14 protein-coding genes are annotated in these 16119 nt (G+C 42.6%); 10 read left to right on the forward strand and 4 right to left on the reverse strand.

Annotated elements, in window-relative coordinates; all coding sequences use genetic code 11:
• Positions 1-35: 35 nt before the first annotated feature.
• From MusilaSJ_RS17975 to MusilaSJ_RS17985, 3 genes are all read right to left on the reverse strand, one after another.
• Positions 36-677 (reverse strand): putative polyvalent protein kinase domain-containing protein, encoded by a 642-nt coding sequence (locus MusilaSJ_RS17975; RefSeq protein WP_274986260.1) that lies wholly within the window; start codon positions 675-677, stop codon positions 36-38.
• Positions 678-770: 93 nt separating this feature from the next.
• A complete protein-coding gene (locus tag MusilaSJ_RS17980) occupies positions 771-1532 on the reverse strand; it encodes a hypothetical protein (RefSeq protein WP_274986261.1) in 762 nt (253 codons plus the stop codon).
• Between the two features lie 175 nt (positions 1533-1707).
• Complete coding sequence (locus MusilaSJ_RS17985) at positions 1708-4446, reverse strand: DNA gyrase/topoisomerase IV subunit A (protein WP_274986262.1); 2739 nt, start codon at positions 4444-4446, stop codon at positions 1708-1710.
• A 367-nt stretch (positions 4447-4813) separates the two neighbouring features.
• Between MusilaSJ_RS17985 and MusilaSJ_RS17990 the strand changes: the two genes are divergently transcribed.
• The 4 genes from MusilaSJ_RS17990 to MusilaSJ_RS18005 all read left to right on the forward strand — a co-directional run bounded on the left by MusilaSJ_RS17990 (position 4814) and on the right by MusilaSJ_RS18005 (position 8928).
• Positions 4814-5443, forward strand: coding sequence for a hypothetical protein (locus MusilaSJ_RS17990; RefSeq protein ID WP_274986263.1), 630 nt, complete (start codon positions 4814-4816; stop codon positions 5441-5443).
• Positions 5444-5704: 261 nt separating this feature from the next.
• Positions 5705-7603: a DNA topoisomerase IV subunit B gene (locus MusilaSJ_RS17995; RefSeq protein WP_274986264.1), complete on the forward strand. Its 1899-nt coding sequence runs from the start codon at positions 5705-5707 to the stop codon at positions 7601-7603.
• A gap of 174 nt (positions 7604-7777) precedes the next feature.
• Positions 7778-8269 carry a cytidine deaminase gene (locus MusilaSJ_RS18000; RefSeq protein WP_274986265.1) on the forward strand — a complete coding sequence of 164 codons (492 nt, stop codon included), beginning with the start codon at positions 7778-7780 and terminating at the stop codon, positions 8267-8269.
• Positions 8269-8928, forward strand: coding sequence for a GDSL-type esterase/lipase family protein (locus MusilaSJ_RS18005; RefSeq protein ID WP_274986266.1), 660 nt, complete (start codon positions 8269-8271; stop codon positions 8926-8928). Before MusilaSJ_RS18000 ends, MusilaSJ_RS18005 begins: the two co-directional genes overlap by 1 nt.
• A gap of 67 nt (positions 8929-8995) precedes the next feature.
• On the opposite strand, the gene MusilaSJ_RS18010 is transcribed toward MusilaSJ_RS18005, so the two are convergent.
• A complete protein-coding gene (locus MusilaSJ_RS18010) occupies positions 8996-9424 on the reverse strand; it encodes a nuclear transport factor 2 family protein (RefSeq protein ID WP_274986267.1) in 429 nt (142 codons plus the stop codon).
• 170 nt (positions 9425-9594) lie between these two features.
• Between MusilaSJ_RS18010 and MusilaSJ_RS18015 the strand changes: the two genes are divergently transcribed.
• From MusilaSJ_RS18015 to MusilaSJ_RS18040, 6 genes are all read left to right on the forward strand, one after another.
• On the forward strand, positions 9595-10107 hold the full coding sequence (locus MusilaSJ_RS18015) for a YdeI/OmpD-associated family protein (protein WP_274986268.1): 513 nt from the start codon (positions 9595-9597) through the stop codon (positions 10105-10107).
• Between the two features lie 47 nt (positions 10108-10154).
• Entirely contained in the window at positions 10155-10490 is a 336-nt protein-coding gene (locus MusilaSJ_RS18020; RefSeq protein WP_274986269.1) for a winged helix-turn-helix domain-containing protein, read from the forward strand.
• Positions 10491-10607: 117 nt separating this feature from the next.
• Positions 10608-12614 (forward strand): TonB-dependent receptor plug domain-containing protein, encoded by a 2007-nt coding sequence (locus tag MusilaSJ_RS18025; RefSeq protein WP_274986270.1) that lies wholly within the window; start codon positions 10608-10610, stop codon positions 12612-12614.
• Between the two features lie 336 nt (positions 12615-12950).
• On the forward strand, positions 12951-14249 hold the full coding sequence (locus tag MusilaSJ_RS18030) for an IS110 family RNA-guided transposase (protein WP_274985884.1): 1299 nt from the start codon (positions 12951-12953) through the stop codon (positions 14247-14249).
• 222 nt (positions 14250-14471) lie between these two features.
• Entirely contained in the window at positions 14472-15611 is a 1140-nt protein-coding gene (locus MusilaSJ_RS18035) for a cytochrome-c peroxidase (protein ID WP_274986271.1), read from the forward strand.
• A gap of 11 nt (positions 15612-15622) precedes the next feature.
• Positions 15623-16111 (forward strand): molybdopterin-dependent oxidoreductase, encoded by a 489-nt coding sequence (locus tag MusilaSJ_RS18040; protein WP_274986272.1) that lies wholly within the window; start codon positions 15623-15625, stop codon positions 16109-16111.
• The last annotated feature ends 8 nt before the right edge of the window (positions 16112-16119 follow it).

Below are 16119 nucleotides of genomic sequence, written 5' to 3' on the forward strand. Positions count from 1 at the left end.
TTTTTAACCCAATGGTGTCAGGTTGTCAGTATGACTTAGGGATGACGGTAGAAATCTGGAGTGATGTAAAATACTGTGTCAATGAAAAACAGAACGCCATTATTTGAAAGCACATTTTCATCATGCAAGTCCTCAAAAATTAACCCTACATCATTATTGTAATAATCATTATTACGTTTGTTCAAAAAACCGTTGTATCTCAAAAAGTCTTTTACAGCGTTAAGATCAGTTGGTTCTGAATTTAAAATAAACTCCTGCATGACAACAGCATGTAGCGCGCCATCAATTTCTTTAAATCCAAGAAAAGTATAAGCAGTGGCTGGAAAGAAATAATTGTGGATGAGCAAGCTATTGAAATAATCCAACCACGTTTCGTAAAAGATTCCTGCATTAGTTTTTATTACATGCTCATCGTCAAATTGATAGACTTTTTGCTCAGCACCTTCACTTATAAAATCAGTTTTATGAATTGCCGGCTCGTAAAAGAGATTCTCTTTTTTTGCAAAATTTATGAGTGCTGTTGTTTCTTCACTTTTGAGATGCTGCTGTTTCTCAAGTTTGAAGCTTGTTTTTTCATTTGCTCTAAGGAAACTTTGGGTTTTTTTGAGTTGATTTCCTCGGCCAACCGGTTCATCTCCGAGAATGATATGTTGTAATTCATCTTTAACGTTTTTCATTCATAATGAATGTTCAAAAATACTGTTTATTAATCAATTAAAAAATAAACGCCAAAGCGATACTGTGCCTGTTTTAAATAAAGCGGGTACAACTTACGCCGTTTTCCTCACAGCTGATAACTTCTTCACTTCATCCTTAGCCTTTGCAAACCATACTTTATTGCTTTTTCGCTCAACCGGACTTAACTGCGGCTGCTCATTGAGCATATCCGTAAAAATCTGCCAGGCATCTTCATCGCGGCCGGCACGGGTAAGGAATAAACCATATTCATAACGTGGCTCAAAATAAGAGTAACGACCCTTCATCAATTTAAACTCATTTTCGGCCTGCTCTTCCTGGTAAGTAAACTCAAGCGATTTGGCATACAGGATGTGCGCTTTTGAGCGGGCAAATTGTGGTAGCTTATAAAGCTTTTTAGCAATCGGGATAACCTCATTGTACTGGCCTTTTTCAAAATAAGCTACAATGAGCTGCGCCATTACGTGCTCGTTTTCGACAAAGGCACCGGTGAGACTGTTTTGATATATTTCGAGTGCTTTATCGGTAAGCCCGGCGTCCAGATAGGCATCTGCCAGTTTAACACGGTTGGCAAAAGTATCGGTAAACCTTACTTCATCTTCAAGGCGTTTAATTTTGGCCCCGGGGTTTATTACCGCCTCAACATTTATTTTAGGCGCACGGATGCCGCGATTGGAAAGTATTTCGCTGTAGATATAATACAGACTGCCAAACACGGGTATGATCAAAAGTATCCAAAGCCACTTTTGCTGGGTACCACGCCGTAAGCTATGTATAATACAAAAGCCTTCTAATATTAATATAAGATAGTAATAACTGCCGCCACCGAAGAACATGCCCTTTTATGATATAAGATTTAGTAATACCCAAAAATAGCGAAAATACAACTGCAAACAAGGGTGTTTATAGCTGTAAAATGATTTTTTTGCTAATTGTTTGAGTATTGGATAAACGGGATTAATCGGCAGGTAAATAAAAAGGCCACCGGCTATTGTTACCGGTGGCTTTGCGTTAAAATAGCCCTAATTGTCCCTGATCGTCCATGTCGATATCATCGGGGTTAGTGATCTCAAAATCGATCTTTTTAGGTGGCTTTGGCGACTCTTCAGATTGGTCGGCTGGTGTTGCCGGCCCGGCTTCCTGAGAAACTACGGGCTCATCTTCATTTGTATCTGTTGATGCAGGAGTATCCTCTTCGTTGGTGTCGGTTTCGGCAGTTTTAGTTGCCTGGTTAATGCCATCACTTATCAGCTCAACTGATTTTACCGGATGTTGTGAAAGGCGGTTGCCCATGGCTTTCATTCCTTTTACATCAATAACATCTGCTAAATTCAGTTCGAGGGTTTCAGGTGTTTGATCTTTGCCTTTCAAGTGCGTCATGCTGATTACCGGCGCGGTGTGACCGATCAATACCATTTTTGATCCGGCTTCTTCACTGATCAGGCTTACCTGCTTACCAACTGCTATGTTTTCAAAAGAGAAACGCTTAACAAGATAGTTTTTGGATTTACCCTCGATGTGCACTATCGAGAATACCGCCTGCGGCTCATACTTTTCGATAAGGATCATCTTATCATCAAAGTGGTTGTTAAGATCAAAGCTGCTTAATTCATAAACGCCATTGCTGAGCACGGTGAGAATGCGGTCGTCACCATCAAATTCGCCCAGGTATTTGCCGCGGCCATCTGCGTTCAGGCGCTTCAGGATATCATCATACCAGATCTTACGTCCGGCCAGCGTTGACACACCCTTGCTTTTCAGTATGATTTTTTTAACCGGGTATTTGGTAATGATATTACCCATCGAACCGCGGCCTTTGATAGCTATAGATGCGAAATCTTCATCAAACTGTAGTTTTTTAAGTTTGGAATGAGGTTTAAGCTGTACGTTCACCACCTCGGCTTCGCCGTTAGGGTTAGCGGTAAAGTATAATACTTTTGAGCCTTTGGTGCCTTTGGTAAGGTCATATTCCTTATCACGGGTTACCCCAACTACCGAGAAACGTTTGATATAACTGATACCGCTTTCGCCATCTTTATATATCATATTATAAACGGTGCGTTCGTCATTCTTTTTAAATACGGCAACGTGGATGATGTCCTTACCCACAAAAACCTTGTCCTGCACTTTGGTGATCATGCATCGCCCATCACCTCTGAAGACAATGATCTCGTCAATGTCTGAGCAATCGCCGACGTATTCAACCGAATCATCTTTTTTCAGGCCAGATCCAATAAAGCCGTCGGCCCTGTTAACATATAGCTTGATATTAGCCAATGCTACCTGTGCAGCTTCAACCTTATCAAAGGTGCGCAGTTCGGTTTTGCGCTCCCTGTCCTTACTATATTTATCCTTCAGTTTTTCGAACCAGGCAATAGTATATTCGGTAAGATGTTTCAGGTGATGTTTTACCTGTTTTATTTCATTTTCGAGCGCCTTCATCTGCTCATCCGCTTTTTTAACATCAAAGCGGGTGATGCTGCTCATAGGTTTATCTATCAGCTTTTTATAATCCTCGGGTAGGATGGTGCGGTAAAACTGCGGAAAGAACGGCTCAAACAAGCGGTTCAACACTTCCAGCACCACTTCAAAATTACCGGAGTTTTCGTAGTCCGGGTTTTTATACATCCCCTCCTGGATAAAGATCTTGAGTAAGGAGCTAAAGAAGATCTTTTCCATCAAATCTTTCAGCCTGATCTCCAGCTCCTGTTTGAGCAGATCTTTGGTAAAGAACGTGCTTTCGGTAAGCATGTCGTTCACACTCATGAAGCGCGGTTTATCATCCTGTATCACGCAGGTATTTGGTGATATAGATACCTCGCAATCGGTAAAAGCATAAAGGGCATCGATAGTTACATCGGGAGATATGCCTGGTGCCAGATGAATGATGATCTCAACATCCTTAGCGGTATTATCCTCAATTTTTTTGATCTTGATCTTACCCTTGTCATTGGCCGAGATCACACTATCTATCAGGCTGCCGGTAGTGGTGGTAAAAGGTATTTCGGTAATAGCGAGTGTTTTTTTATCGCGCTCGATAATTTTTGCCCTTACCCGTACTTTGCCACCACGCTGCCCTTCATTGTATAAAGAAGTATCGGCCATGCCCCCCGTCGGAAAATCAGGCATGAGGTTAGGACGCTCACCTTTCAACACAGCGATAGACGCGTCGATCAATTCTATAAAATTATGTGGCAATATTTTGGTAGCCAAACCTACCGCAATACCTTCGGCTCCCTGTGCAAGCAGCAAGGGGAACTTTACCGGCAGGGTAATAGGCTCCTTGTTACGGCCATCATAGCTGGCCTGCCAAACGGTGGTATCCGGATTAAAAACAACATCGAGCGCAAATTTTGATAAACGGGCTTCAATATAACGCGGTGCCGCCGCCGAGTCGCCGGTTACCGGGTCGCCCCAGTTTCCCTGGCAATCAATCAGCAGGTTTTTTTGACCAATCTGCACCATGGCATCACCAATAGAAGCGTCACCATGGGGGTGATATTTCATGGTGTTACCGATAACATTGGCGGCTTTGTTAAAACGCCCGTCGTCCATTTCCTTCAACGAATGCAGGATGCGGCGTTGTACGGGTTTTAAACCATCGTTGATATGCGGAACGGCCCGGTCGAGAATTACATAGGATGCATAATCAAGAAACCAATTTTCATATAACCCATCGAGTGAGGTAACGGTGTGTAGTTTTTCTTCATTAGGGTTTGGTGTATCGTTTTGATGCAGATCTTCACTCATTATTCAATAAAAACTTTTGGATTGGTAAAGATACGGATTATGTGTTGATGTGCAGATGAAGTGAACCACATTTTAATGTGTTGTTTATGTTGATTTATAACAAAATTGTTACGTTTGGATAGACTTGCAACAATTACTAATCACATGCGTAAAAATTGTTAATGCCACAAATAATTAATTGATATTGTCGTTAAAGAGCAGCGGTATTTGAATACGGGAGGGTGTTGATTAATTAATTTGTTTATATATTTACCTATGGTGCTTTAACCAGGTTTTTTTCCTGGCTGCCCCTTAAATGAAAACTATTTTGAAGTTAAACCGGCCCTTATTGCTTATGGCTTTATCATTGCTATGCTTTACAAAAAGCATGGCCCAGATAAAAGCCCGGCCTTTATATGCTCAAAATAACAGGAAGCATACCGGTGTAAATACTAAGCCAGGTTATTCAAAATCGAAGCCCGTTACAGACCAGTTTAAGGAATTTTCCAGGCTTTTGGCCCAGGCCAATGTAATTTACACCCCACCCAGGGGTTTTAAAGAGATTCCGGCCCCTAATGATGAAGATTTTTCATTTGACTACGCATTGCAACTACCGGGGCAGGATTTTGAAGTCTGGTTCCAGGTAAAATCTCAGAAACAAAACTATACCAGCTATGAACAGGGGCAGTATGATATTGACCGCGAAACCGAAAACCCCGACTCGATATATATAAATATGAGCAGGGCGCACGCCATTGCTTTTTCCGGAGAGCGGGATAACTTTATGCGGAGCATACCGGTTAACGTTTTAAACAGGTATAAAGCTGATGCAGGTAAGTCATACCTGTTAAACCTGCTCGATTTGCCTGCTACCAAGCATTATAAATACGCGCTGCTTATCGCATTGCAGCGTAACCATACCGGTACCATTATGGCCGTTTGTTTTACCAATGATAAAGGCCCCGAGTTTTTTAAAAATGTGGATAGGGCAAGTAATTGTTTGAAGTTTAAGCCGTAGAGACCTTGGCGATGTAATAATCGAAGTTCACCTTTTGAGAGGGGGCGCGATGGAAGCGAGCGATAGCAGGGGTGTGTTTCTGCGGTAGACTTGTTGAAGCAAAACACACCCCTCCGCCCCTCTCAAGAGGGGAATCGCACATCCCTCCCTTTTTCTCCCCAATGTTAATAAGTTGATATCTGCTTCCCGGTAATTCAGACGGGAAGTTTTATTTTTGCAGTTAGGCGTATTTTACGCTGTTTAATTTTCTACTTTATATACATGGCAGAACCAGTTAATTATAGTGAAGATAGTATCCGCTCCCTCGATTGGAAGGAGCACATCCGTTTACGTCCCGGTATGTATATTGGTAAACTGGGCGATGGCTCTGCTTATGACGATGGTGTATACGTATTGCTCAAGGAGATCATAGATAACTCGATAGATGAGTTTGTAATGGGATCAGGCCGTACCATTGAGGTGAACATGAGCGACCATAAGGTATCGGTACGTGATTATGGCCGCGGTATCCCTTTGGGTAAAGTGATCGACTGTGTATCCAAAATAAATACAGGCGGCAAATACGATAGCAAGGCATTTCAAAAATCGGTAGGTTTAAATGGGGTGGGTACCAAAGCGGTTAACGCGCTTTCCAACTCATTTACAGTACAGTCATACCGCGACGGCCGCACCAAACTGGCCGAATTTGCCAAAGGTGAGCTCATTCGTGATGAGAGTGAAAAAGATACCACCCAGCGTAATGGTACCGCTATCAATTTTATACCCGATGATACCATTTTCAGGCATTACAGGTTTATCCCGGAGTTTGTAGAAAGTATGATCTGGAACTATGTGTTCCTCAACGCGGGCCTTACCATCAACTTTAACAATCAAAAGTATTTTTCGGAGCGTGGCCTTTATGACCTGCTCACCCGCAATACCGATGCTGAAACTTTACGGTACCCAATTATCCACCTTAAAGGCGAAGACATTGAGATAGCCATGACCCACGGCCAGCAATACGGCGAAGAATACTACTCATTTGTTAACGGTCAAAATACTACCCAGGGCGGTACGCATCAGGCGGCGTTTCGCGAAGCTGTGGTAAAAACGGTGCGCGAGTTTTATAAAAAAGAGTTTGATGCATCGGATATCAGGGCTTCAATTGTTGCCGCCATTGCCATAAAGGTGCAGGAGCCGGTGTTTGAATCGCAAACCAAAACTAAGCTGGGTTCACAAAATATTGGTCCGGAAGGCCCGTCTGTGCGCGGTTTTATTAATGATTTTGTTAAGAAAGAGCTTGATAATTATCTGCATAAAAACACAGAAGCTGCTGATGGCTTGCTAAAAAGGATCCTGCAATCAGAACGGGAGCGTAAGGATATTGCCGGTATTAAAAAACTGGCCAACGAGCGTGCAAAAAAAGCATCATTGCATAACCGTAAACTGCGCGATTGCAAAGTGCATTTTGACGATACGCACGAACGTAAACAGGATACAACGTTGTTCATTACCGAAGGTGACTCGGCCAGTGGTTCTATCACTAAATCGCGCGATGTGATGACCCAGGCTGTGTTCAGCTTAAAAGGTAAACCCCTTAACTGCTTTGGCCTAACCAAAAAGGTAGTTTACGAAAACGAAGAATTTAACCTGCTGCAACACGCCCTGAACATTGAAGATGGTCTTGATGCTTTACGGTATAACAACATTGTAATAGCTACCGATGCCGATGTGGACGGGATGCACATCCGCCTGTTGCTGATGACCTTCTTTTTGCAGTTTTTCCCCGACCTGGTGAAGGCCGGTCATGTTTCCATATTGCAAACACCGTTATTCCGCGTACGAAATAAAAAGGAAACCATTTATTGTTACAGCGATGAGGAACGCCGTAACGCAATAGCTAAATTGGGTAATAAACCCGAGATCACCCGCTTTAAAGGTTTAGGTGAGATCTCGCCTGAAGAATTTGGTTTGTTTATTGGTAAAGACATGCGGCTTGACCCGGTAATATTAAGAGATGCCAACGTTAAGGCACTTCTTGAATATTTTATGGGCAAAAACACCCCAGCCCGTCAAATGCATATCGTTAATAACCTGCGGGTTGAAAAGGATGATGAAACCATTAACCCGACGATAGCTGAAAAAGCTGAGACTGAAGAAGAATTGCCGGTGGCAGTATAAATTAAGAACCTTGATTTGCCTGATTGGAGGATTTCCCTGAAATGCGTTGCATAAGGAAAGACTTTAATCAGGCAGTTTTTATCACGGGAATCAAATAATCCTAAAAATCAGGGTTCTTATTGAAAAATTTCCTTATCTTGTTTCCCCCGATTTTTTAACAAGGGTTGATAATATATGATAAGTCACGAAATTAAAATAGCCTTTGACGAATATGAGTCACTGGCCGATCTCCATAAAGCCGACAGGCAGCTGTGCCTTGAAGCACAGAAAGCGTTAAAAAATTCCCATTCTCCATATTCCAAATTCCGTGTTGGCGCGGCACTTCGTTTGCAAAGCGGTAGAGTTATTTATGGCAGTAACCAGGAAAATGTTGCCTATCCATCAGGTTTATGTGCCGAACGTGTAGCATTGTTTAACTGGGGAGCCAACCATCCCGACGATCCTATTGAGGCTATGGCGGTAACCGCGCATTCAGATGATTTTCCAATAGTAAAGCCAATTACCTCTTGCGGATCATGTTTACAGGTTTTAGCTGAATGCGAAAAGCAGCAAAATCAATCAATAAAAATTATATTGCATGCCGAAGATGGACCGGTTTGGATCATCAAAGGCATTGAAAACCAATTGCCGTTTTTATTTTTTGAAGAACGCATAGCTACCCCATAATGAAACTGAAGTTTTTTTTACTCTTCATCGGTATTGCATTCAGCGCCGGTGTATCGGCGCAACAGGGCTTCCCGTTTGATAATGAGATCAGGGCATTTAAACACCAGGATAGCCTGAGCTTTCCAAAAGCAGGTGGTATTTTGTTTATCGGCAGTTCGTCTATCCGCATGTGGACTGATCTGGAGCAACGTTACGCTGGCAAGCCGATCATCAGGAGAGGGGTAGGCGGTTGTGAATTATGGCAGGTAGCAGACTATTACACGCCATATATCCTGTTTCCTTATAAGCCACGCAAAATTTTTATTTATGCCGGCGAAAACGACATTTCGGCCGGTAAGTCGGCACAGACTGTGGTAGCTTCGTTTGCAAAGCTTTGGGAGCTGATCCATCAAAAATTACCAGATACCGAGGTCTATTTTATGTCGATTAAACCGAGCCCGGTGCGCGCTAAATATTATGATGTGGTTTACGCCGCGAATGAGCTGGTGAAAAGCTATCTGAAGGGTAAACCTAAAAGTTATTATGTTGACCTCGTTCCGGCTATTTACAAACCGGGTACAACAGTCCCGGATTCAAGTTTGTTTAATAACGATTACCTGCACCTCAACAGCAAAGGTTATGACAAATGGCAAAAAGTGCTTGACCCGCTGGTGAAATAAATAAAAAAGGCCCCGCACCAACGGGGCCTTTACCTACTTACATATTAAACACTAAACTAAAACTTGCTTATTTAAAAACGCTGTACACGTTTGTGATTTTCCAGCCGCTGCCGGTGTTGGTAACGGTTACATAATTGCTGCGGGTAAAGTCGCTGTATTTCATATCAACTTTTACTACCGCAAGGTCATTGTTGCTTTCAACAATTGAGGTGCTGGTAACGCAATCCTGCTCGGTATTTTTGTTGGCTTTTAATAAGTCAACTACTTCGGTTTTGCTAAAACTTAATACTTTGGTACCACGCAGCATGCTGAATTTTGCCGACTGATCTACCACTTCGCTAAAACCTTGTATTTTACCACGGGTCATGGCATCTATATAAGTGTTGATAGCGTAGTTTTTGGTTAAATTGTCACCTTCTATTTTATCTGTTGCTTTTGCAGCAGTGCCTATAACTAATAAGGCTAAGCCAAGCATGATTGATTTTAAAGTTTTCATATTGTTGCTTTTTAGGTTCTTAATTTTTAAATTGTTTTTATACTCATAAGACATCGGTACCATGCATTACGTTACAGCCGATGCAACTAAATATGACGATTTAACAAACATTTAACATTTTCGCATATTTTTTAGGCATAATGGTAACAATATGCCGTTAAATAATACTTATGGTTGATTTTAATACTATTATATTACAGTTTGCCGAACAGGGTGAAAAAACAGGGTGGACATACATTGAAATCCCGGCCGATGTGGCACAGGATATGAAACCCGGGAATAAAAAATCATTTCGTGTAAAGGGTAGGCTTGATGAGTTTGAGGTGCGCGGTATGGCCCTGATGCCTATGGGCGAAGGAAATTTTATCATGGCTTTGCGAAAAGAGATCTGTAAAGCCATCCACAAACATCGCGGCGCTATGCTCCGGGTGCGCCTTGAACCCGATGATGATTTTAAATACATTATTCCCGATGATCTGTTGGAGTGCTTTGAATATGAACCTGAGGGTGGCGAGTTCTTCAACAGCCTTGCCGAAAGCCACCGGGGATATTTTATTAAATGGATAGAAAGTGCCAAAACTGAAGTCACCCGCGCTAACCGAATAGCCAGCACTGTTAATGCCATGGTGCGCCGGATGGATTATGGGCAAATGCTGCGCGCCCAAAAAAAAGCAAGGGAGTAAATGTGTAATGTATCAACAGTAATAAATTGGGCGATTAACGATTATTAATGGAAATCTCTTCATTTAAACTTAACGGTCGTATTTGGATAGAAATAGGCGAGGAAAAAGTACTTGGTCATGGTCGCGTTGAGTTACTTGAGCGGATCCATGCGTCGGGCTCCATCAGGCAGGCCGCGTTACAAATGAAAATGTCATACAAGCAGGCCTGGGATTTAGTTAACCACATGAACGATGGTTTTAAGCAGCCATTGGTAATTTCAAAAAGGGGAGGAAAAGGCGGCGGGGTGGCCTTGCTTACACCATTTGGGCAAGAGATTATATCTCAGTTTAAAGATCTGCAGCAAAAATTCTTTCAATTTTTAGAGGAAAACAGCAAAAAGTAAAAGTTTTTGCTGTTTTATCATCAATGAATCGAAGATCAACATTGATAGCGGATTGATTTATCGAATCTATTCCGCATTTTTGCGTTATACTTTTTAAAACATAACGATAGTTATTATATGAAAAAACAATTACCCGTTTTAGCTCTGTTTTTTATTGTTTTAGTAATGTTTGGCCGTGACAAGGCTGCTGCTCAATCAGCAGATACGAGCAAGCGTGTTTTTAACCTTGGACAGGTAAATATCGTTGGCCTAAAAGATAGCGTAAGGTCAAGTAAGCTCAATATCCACACCCTTAATTTGTATAACCGGTATGATGTTTCTCATGCGCTCAACCTGTTGCCTGGTGTTATCCTTACCGCGGTAGGGCCGAGGAATGAATTGGCTATTAACGTTCGCGGTTTTGATATCAGGCAGGTACCCGTTTACCTGGATGGTGTGCCGCTTTATGTGCCTTACGATGGCTATGTTGACCTTGCGCGGTATAATACCTTTAATTTATCAGAAATCATTGTATCCAAGGGATATTCATCTGTGCTGTTTGGCCCCAATGCCGAAGGCGGTGCTATCAACCTTATCAGCCGTAAACCCGCTAAGCCATTTGAATTGAATGCCGTTGCCGGTTACCTGAGCGGTGGTTACAGGCTTAATACCAATATTGGCGGTACTTTTGGTAAATTCTATTACCAGGTTTCAGCCTCGCAATTAAAACGTGACTATTTCCCGCTTTCTTCAAAGTTTACGCCTGTTAAAAATGAAGGCGGCGGTCATCGCGATAACTCATACAGCAATGACGTTGACCTGAGCGGTAAAATTGGTTTCACCCCAACAGCATCACAAGAATACGCCGTTGGTTATACTTATCATCATGGTACAAAAGGTACGCCTGTTTATGCAGGAGATGATACCCAAAACTCTTTGTTTAAAAACCCGCGCTATTGGAAATGGCCAAACTGGGATACCCGCGGCCTGTACTTGTTGAGCAATAATAAACTTAACAGCACTAACGTGATCAAAACCCGTTGGTATTATGATCGGTTTAAAAACGAGATTGATAGCTACGATAATGCATCATACAATACTATCACCAAGCCTTATGCCTTCAGAAGTATTTATGATGATTATACTTTAGGCGGCAACGTAACCTTTGAAAATACCGATCTGAAAAATAACAACTTCAGTGTAGCGGCTCATTTTAAACAGGATGTGCACCGTGAACACAATATTGGTGAGCCAACCCGCCGCGATGCCGACAACAACTTTTACATTGGCGCCGAGGATACCTATCATATAACACCGGCCTTGAAAGTAAACGCTGGCGTAGCTTATAACGACAGGCGCAGCACTCAGGCCCAGCAATACACTAATAGTACTATCAGCGATTTACCTGCCAACAGCAACGGAGCCTGGAATGTTCAGGGCTTAATTCAATATGATATTGATAATGCCAATTCGTTAAGTTTTTCGGTAGCGCGCAAAACAAGGTTCGCTACTATTAAAGACCGTTATTCTTACAAATTTGGCACAGCTATCCCTAACCCTGATCTGAAAGCCGAAGACGCATTGAATTATGATTTAAGCTATCATTCGCTTATTGGTGGTAAACTATCGATACAGGCATCGGGTTTTTACAGCAAAATTAATAACAGCATCCAGACTGTAAATAACGTAGCCGTTGACCCGGTAACCAAAGCAAACCAATCTCAGGTGCAAAATGTGGGCCGTGCCGAGTATTACGGTGCCGAGTTTGCGGTTGGTTATCCAATTATTCCGCAATTGAAGGTTGACGCTAACTATACTTTAATAGTACGTAATAACCTTTCAGCCCCGAAAATTCATTTTACTGATGTACCTAAAAATAAAATATTTGCATCCTTGCAGTATTCGCCGCTTGCCAAATTGTATTTCCTGGCATCTGAAGAGTACAACTCAAAAAAGTACAGCACCAGCTACGGTACAATATCAGGTGCATTTTATTTAACCAATGTAAAAGCGCACATTACATTGGTTAAGGGCTTTGCTATTGAAGGTGGTGTAAATAACCTTTTCGACAGGAATTATACCCTGGTTGAAGGTTATCCCGAAATGGGCCGGAATTACTTTGCTAACCTGATTTTTAACTACTAATTTTAAGATAGGTTTTGTAGAAGTATTAGATAACAATAAGTGTTTGTCATTCTGAATAGAAGAAATCGAGATAAGTGAAGGTGGAACGACATTAGGTGTTGAGGGGCTGTCATGCTGAGTGTTTAAATCCGTGGCCTCTGAAGGTGAAATGACATAGATTTGCTGAACCGTGCAGTGTGGCCGACCGAGTTATAGTGCTTATTGCCTGTTGCTGAGTATGGTTCCGAAGCAAGAGTCTGAAGGTATGGTACGATCCCTTGTGTGGGTGATTTGTCCGATGGGTAGCCTGTCTTTTCTTTAAACTCCTTCGGGCACGGTTTAAAAAGCGTTATAAGTATGGAAAAGATGCATTTTCATGCGGCAGGTATAGATATTGGAGCCCGCAAGGTATTTGTGGGTCTTGAAGGCCAGCCGGTTCGTTCGTTTGAGACTTTCACCAGTGATCTGGTATCACTTAAGAACTATTTATTGGAGCATAAGGTAAGTACAGTGGCAATGGAAGCCACAGGAGTATACTGGTATGTACTTTACGATATTCTTTTAGATGGGGGATTGGATGTGTGGCTTGTTGACGGAAGACAGACGCGCCAGTTACCAGGCAGGAAAACAGATGTAAAAGATTGTCAGTGGATACAGCAATTGCATAGTTATGGCTTGCTGAACCGCTGTTATGTATCCGAAGGTCATATCAAAGAATTGCGTAGTTACCAGCGCCTTCGTGAGGATCATCTTCGGAGTGCGGCCATGCATGTTCAGCACATGCAGAAGGCCTTAATAGAAATGAATATCCGTTTGCCGGAGGTATTAAGCCAGGTCCATGGAGTAAGCGGGATGGCGTTAATCGATGCGATACTGCAAGGCGAGCGAGATCCTGATAAGTTGTTTTCACTTTGCCATAAAAAGATCAGGGAGAATAAAGGGGAAGAGCTATTGAAAGCCCTGCAAGGTCATTATACAGCGCAAGGGCTTTTTGCATTAGGTCAGGCCTATAAGGCTTATGGTTTTTATCAAGGCCAGATAATGGAATGCGACAGCCAGATTGATAGTGTTTTACAACGGATCAACAGGGATAAGAACCTGCCACCGGGAATAAGCGAAGGAAAACGCAAGGCGATCCGTCACAACAAACCTCATATCAACAACCTGGGAGATCATCTGTTAAAAATATTTGATGGTAAGGATGCAACTAAACTTCCGGGTATTACAGATTACAACTGGTTACAGTTATACACAGAGGTGGGTTCGGATCTTAGCCGATGGCCAAGTGAAAAACATTTCACAAGCTGGCTTGGTTTATCTCCCGGCCAGGATCGTTCAGGGAAAAAGAACAAAAGTAAAAGTAAGGGTAAACCGGCCGTCGGGCAAATATTCAAACAAATGGCCCATGGATTATTGAACAGCAAGTATATCGGCTGGGGTTCATTTGCAAGAAGATTAAGGAGCAGAAAAGGTCCGGCAATAGCTATTAAAGCAACGGCCAGAAAACTGGCCGCTCAATACTGGCGTTTAATTGTAAAAGGAGCCGACTTTGTGGAAAAAGGGCTGCAAGCCTATGAAAATATCATTAAGGAACAGAAACAAAGGCGATTAGAGAAACTCGCCTTTGAACTAAATAGGGAACTTGTACCTGCTTAAATTATTATGTCATGGGTAGCCTGCCGAAGGATGGGCCTCTGCACACGAGTCTTCGACAGGCTCAGACTGACAAGCCCTCTTTGTCATCTAACCTTCAGAGTCCATGGATTTAATCACTCAGCATGACAGTCTTTTTTAACCGTAGAACCCAGACTTACAGTTTTCAAAACTCCGTGAGTCTTCGTAAAGTAGTCTTCAACCCAACATCGTCAGAAGAATAGCGTGAGAAAAAGTCATATACAGTATAAACGATTACCTTTCCCGGGCACGGGTAAGGTCTGGTTTGTACCGTGTCTTTTACTTGTTGTAACGGCCTTAACCGCTTATATCGGTACAGAACCGGTTGGGCCCATAGGCGATTATGTATTTAATTACCCGGCCAATTTTGGCAACAGGATCAATGTACCTGCCAATAATCCCACTACCCGGCAGGGTGTTTATTTAGGTCGATTACTTTTTTACGAGCCTAAACTATCTGCAACCAATACTATATCATGTGGTAGTTGTCACCAGCAGGCAAAGGCATTTACCGATGGCAGGGCTTTAAGTATTGGTGTCAACAATGGGTTGGCAACGCGCAATTCCATGTCATTGGCTAACTTGCTATGGGCACGTAAATTCTTTTGGGACGGGCGGGCTGCAAGTCTTGAAAAGCAGGTCGCTTTCCCACTAACCAATCCGCATGAAATGGGACAGGCTGTGGAAGTATCGGTCCAAAAACTGAACAGCACTAAACTATATCCCGGCCTGTTTAAAATTGTTTATGGCGATAGCACAATAACCGGTGAGCGCATAGCGAAAGCGATAGCCCAATTTGAACGTACGCTGATTTCCGCCAATTCCCATTATGATCAATACCTGCGCAATGCATATAAACCCACTGATGATGAACTAAAAGGAATGGAACTCTTTAACCGTGGCCCAGACCCGAAAAAGGGAATCCGCGGAGCAAATTGTACCCATTGCCATGGCGGCCCTAAAACCTATCTTGAACTTTTTCATAACAACGGACTTGACAGCATTTCAAAAGACGAAGGCATGGCGGCATTCACTGGTTTGGTTACCGACAGGGGGCGTTTTAAAGTGCCAACCCTTCGCAATATTGCCTTAACCGCGCCATATATGCACGATGGCCGTTTTAAAACGCTCAACGAAGTTGTTGACCACTACAGCGAACATATTAAACAATCTGTATCACTAAGTGCTTTTTTGCAGGGCGAATCAAACGAAGTGGGTGGGAAGTCGTTAAAGTTATTGCCAAAAGAAAAAAAACAACTGATAGCTTTTTTGAATATGCTTACCGATTCTACCTTTATAAGGGATAAGCGCTTTGCCGATCCACATCAATTAACAAAAAATTAAACATCACGTCCATGAAAAAATATACCCTTATACTGCTGCTATTGATAGCCGGTTTAACAACCCAGGCCCAAACAAAAGAAGCCGTAGTAAAAGTAACCGGAGAGGTAACAAACCCGCTTACCATTGGCAATGCCGATCTGCAGCAATACAAGCAAACAACAGTTACCCGTAAAGACCGCGACGGAAAAGACCACACCTACTCAGGTGTGATAGTATCAGAGATCCTGGCAAAAGCCGGTGTTACCTTAGGTCCGGATTTGCGCGGTGAAAACCTGGCCAAATACCTGTTGGTAGAAGCCAGTGACGGCTACCAGGTGCTTTTTGCCCTTGCCGAACTGGACAAAGGTTTTACCGACCGCGCTATTATCCTTGCTGATAAAGTTGATGGCCAACCCTTAGTCCCGGCTGATGGGCCATTTCGCATCATTGTTCAGGATGAAAAGAAACCTGCGCGTTGTATAAAGCAGGTTACTGGGATGAAGGTGATGTTTGCGAAGTAAGCTGCAAT

Origin of the sequence: Mucilaginibacter sp. SJ, assembly GCF_028993635.1 — a bacterium.
GTDB lineage: Bacteria > Bacteroidota > Bacteroidia > Sphingobacteriales > Sphingobacteriaceae > Mucilaginibacter.

Bases quoted from the DNA above. Each gene is read 5' to 3' on its own strand.
- MusilaSJ_RS17990 (WP_274986263.1), top strand. From the start codon at position 4,814: ATGGCCCAGATAAAAGCCCGGCCTTTATATGCTCAAAATAACAGGAAG.
- MusilaSJ_RS18015 (WP_274986268.1), top strand. From the start codon at position 9,595: ATGGTTGATTTTAATACTATTATATTACAGTTTGCCGAACAGGGTGAA.
- MusilaSJ_RS17995 (WP_274986264.1), top strand. From the start codon at position 5,705: ATGGCAGAACCAGTTAATTATAGTGAAGATAGTATCCGCTCCCTCGAT.
- MusilaSJ_RS17975 (WP_274986260.1), bottom strand. From the start codon at position 677: ATGAAAAACGTTAAAGATGAATTACAACATATCATTCTCGGAGATGAA.
- MusilaSJ_RS18010 (WP_274986267.1), bottom strand. From the start codon at position 9,424: ATGAAAACTTTAAAATCAATCATGCTTGGCTTAGCCTTATTAGTTATA.
- MusilaSJ_RS17980 (WP_274986261.1), bottom strand. From the start codon at position 1,532: ATGTTCTTCGGTGGCGGCAGTTATTACTATCTTATATTAATATTAGAA.
- MusilaSJ_RS17985 (WP_274986262.1), bottom strand. From the start codon at position 4,446: ATGAGTGAAGATCTGCATCAAAACGATACACCAAACCCTAATGAAGAA.
- MusilaSJ_RS18005 (WP_274986266.1), top strand. From the start codon at position 8,269: ATGAAACTGAAGTTTTTTTTACTCTTCATCGGTATTGCATTCAGCGCC.
- MusilaSJ_RS18000 (WP_274986265.1), top strand. From the start codon at position 7,778: ATGATAAGTCACGAAATTAAAATAGCCTTTGACGAATATGAGTCACTG.
- MusilaSJ_RS18030 (WP_274985884.1), top strand. From the start codon at position 12,951: ATGGAAAAGATGCATTTTCATGCGGCAGGTATAGATATTGGAGCCCGC.
- MusilaSJ_RS18040 (WP_274986272.1), top strand. From the start codon at position 15,623: ATGAAAAAATATACCCTTATACTGCTGCTATTGATAGCCGGTTTAACA.
- MusilaSJ_RS18020 (WP_274986269.1), top strand. From the start codon at position 10,155: ATGGAAATCTCTTCATTTAAACTTAACGGTCGTATTTGGATAGAAATA.
- MusilaSJ_RS18025 (WP_274986270.1), top strand. From the start codon at position 10,608: ATGAAAAAACAATTACCCGTTTTAGCTCTGTTTTTTATTGTTTTAGTA.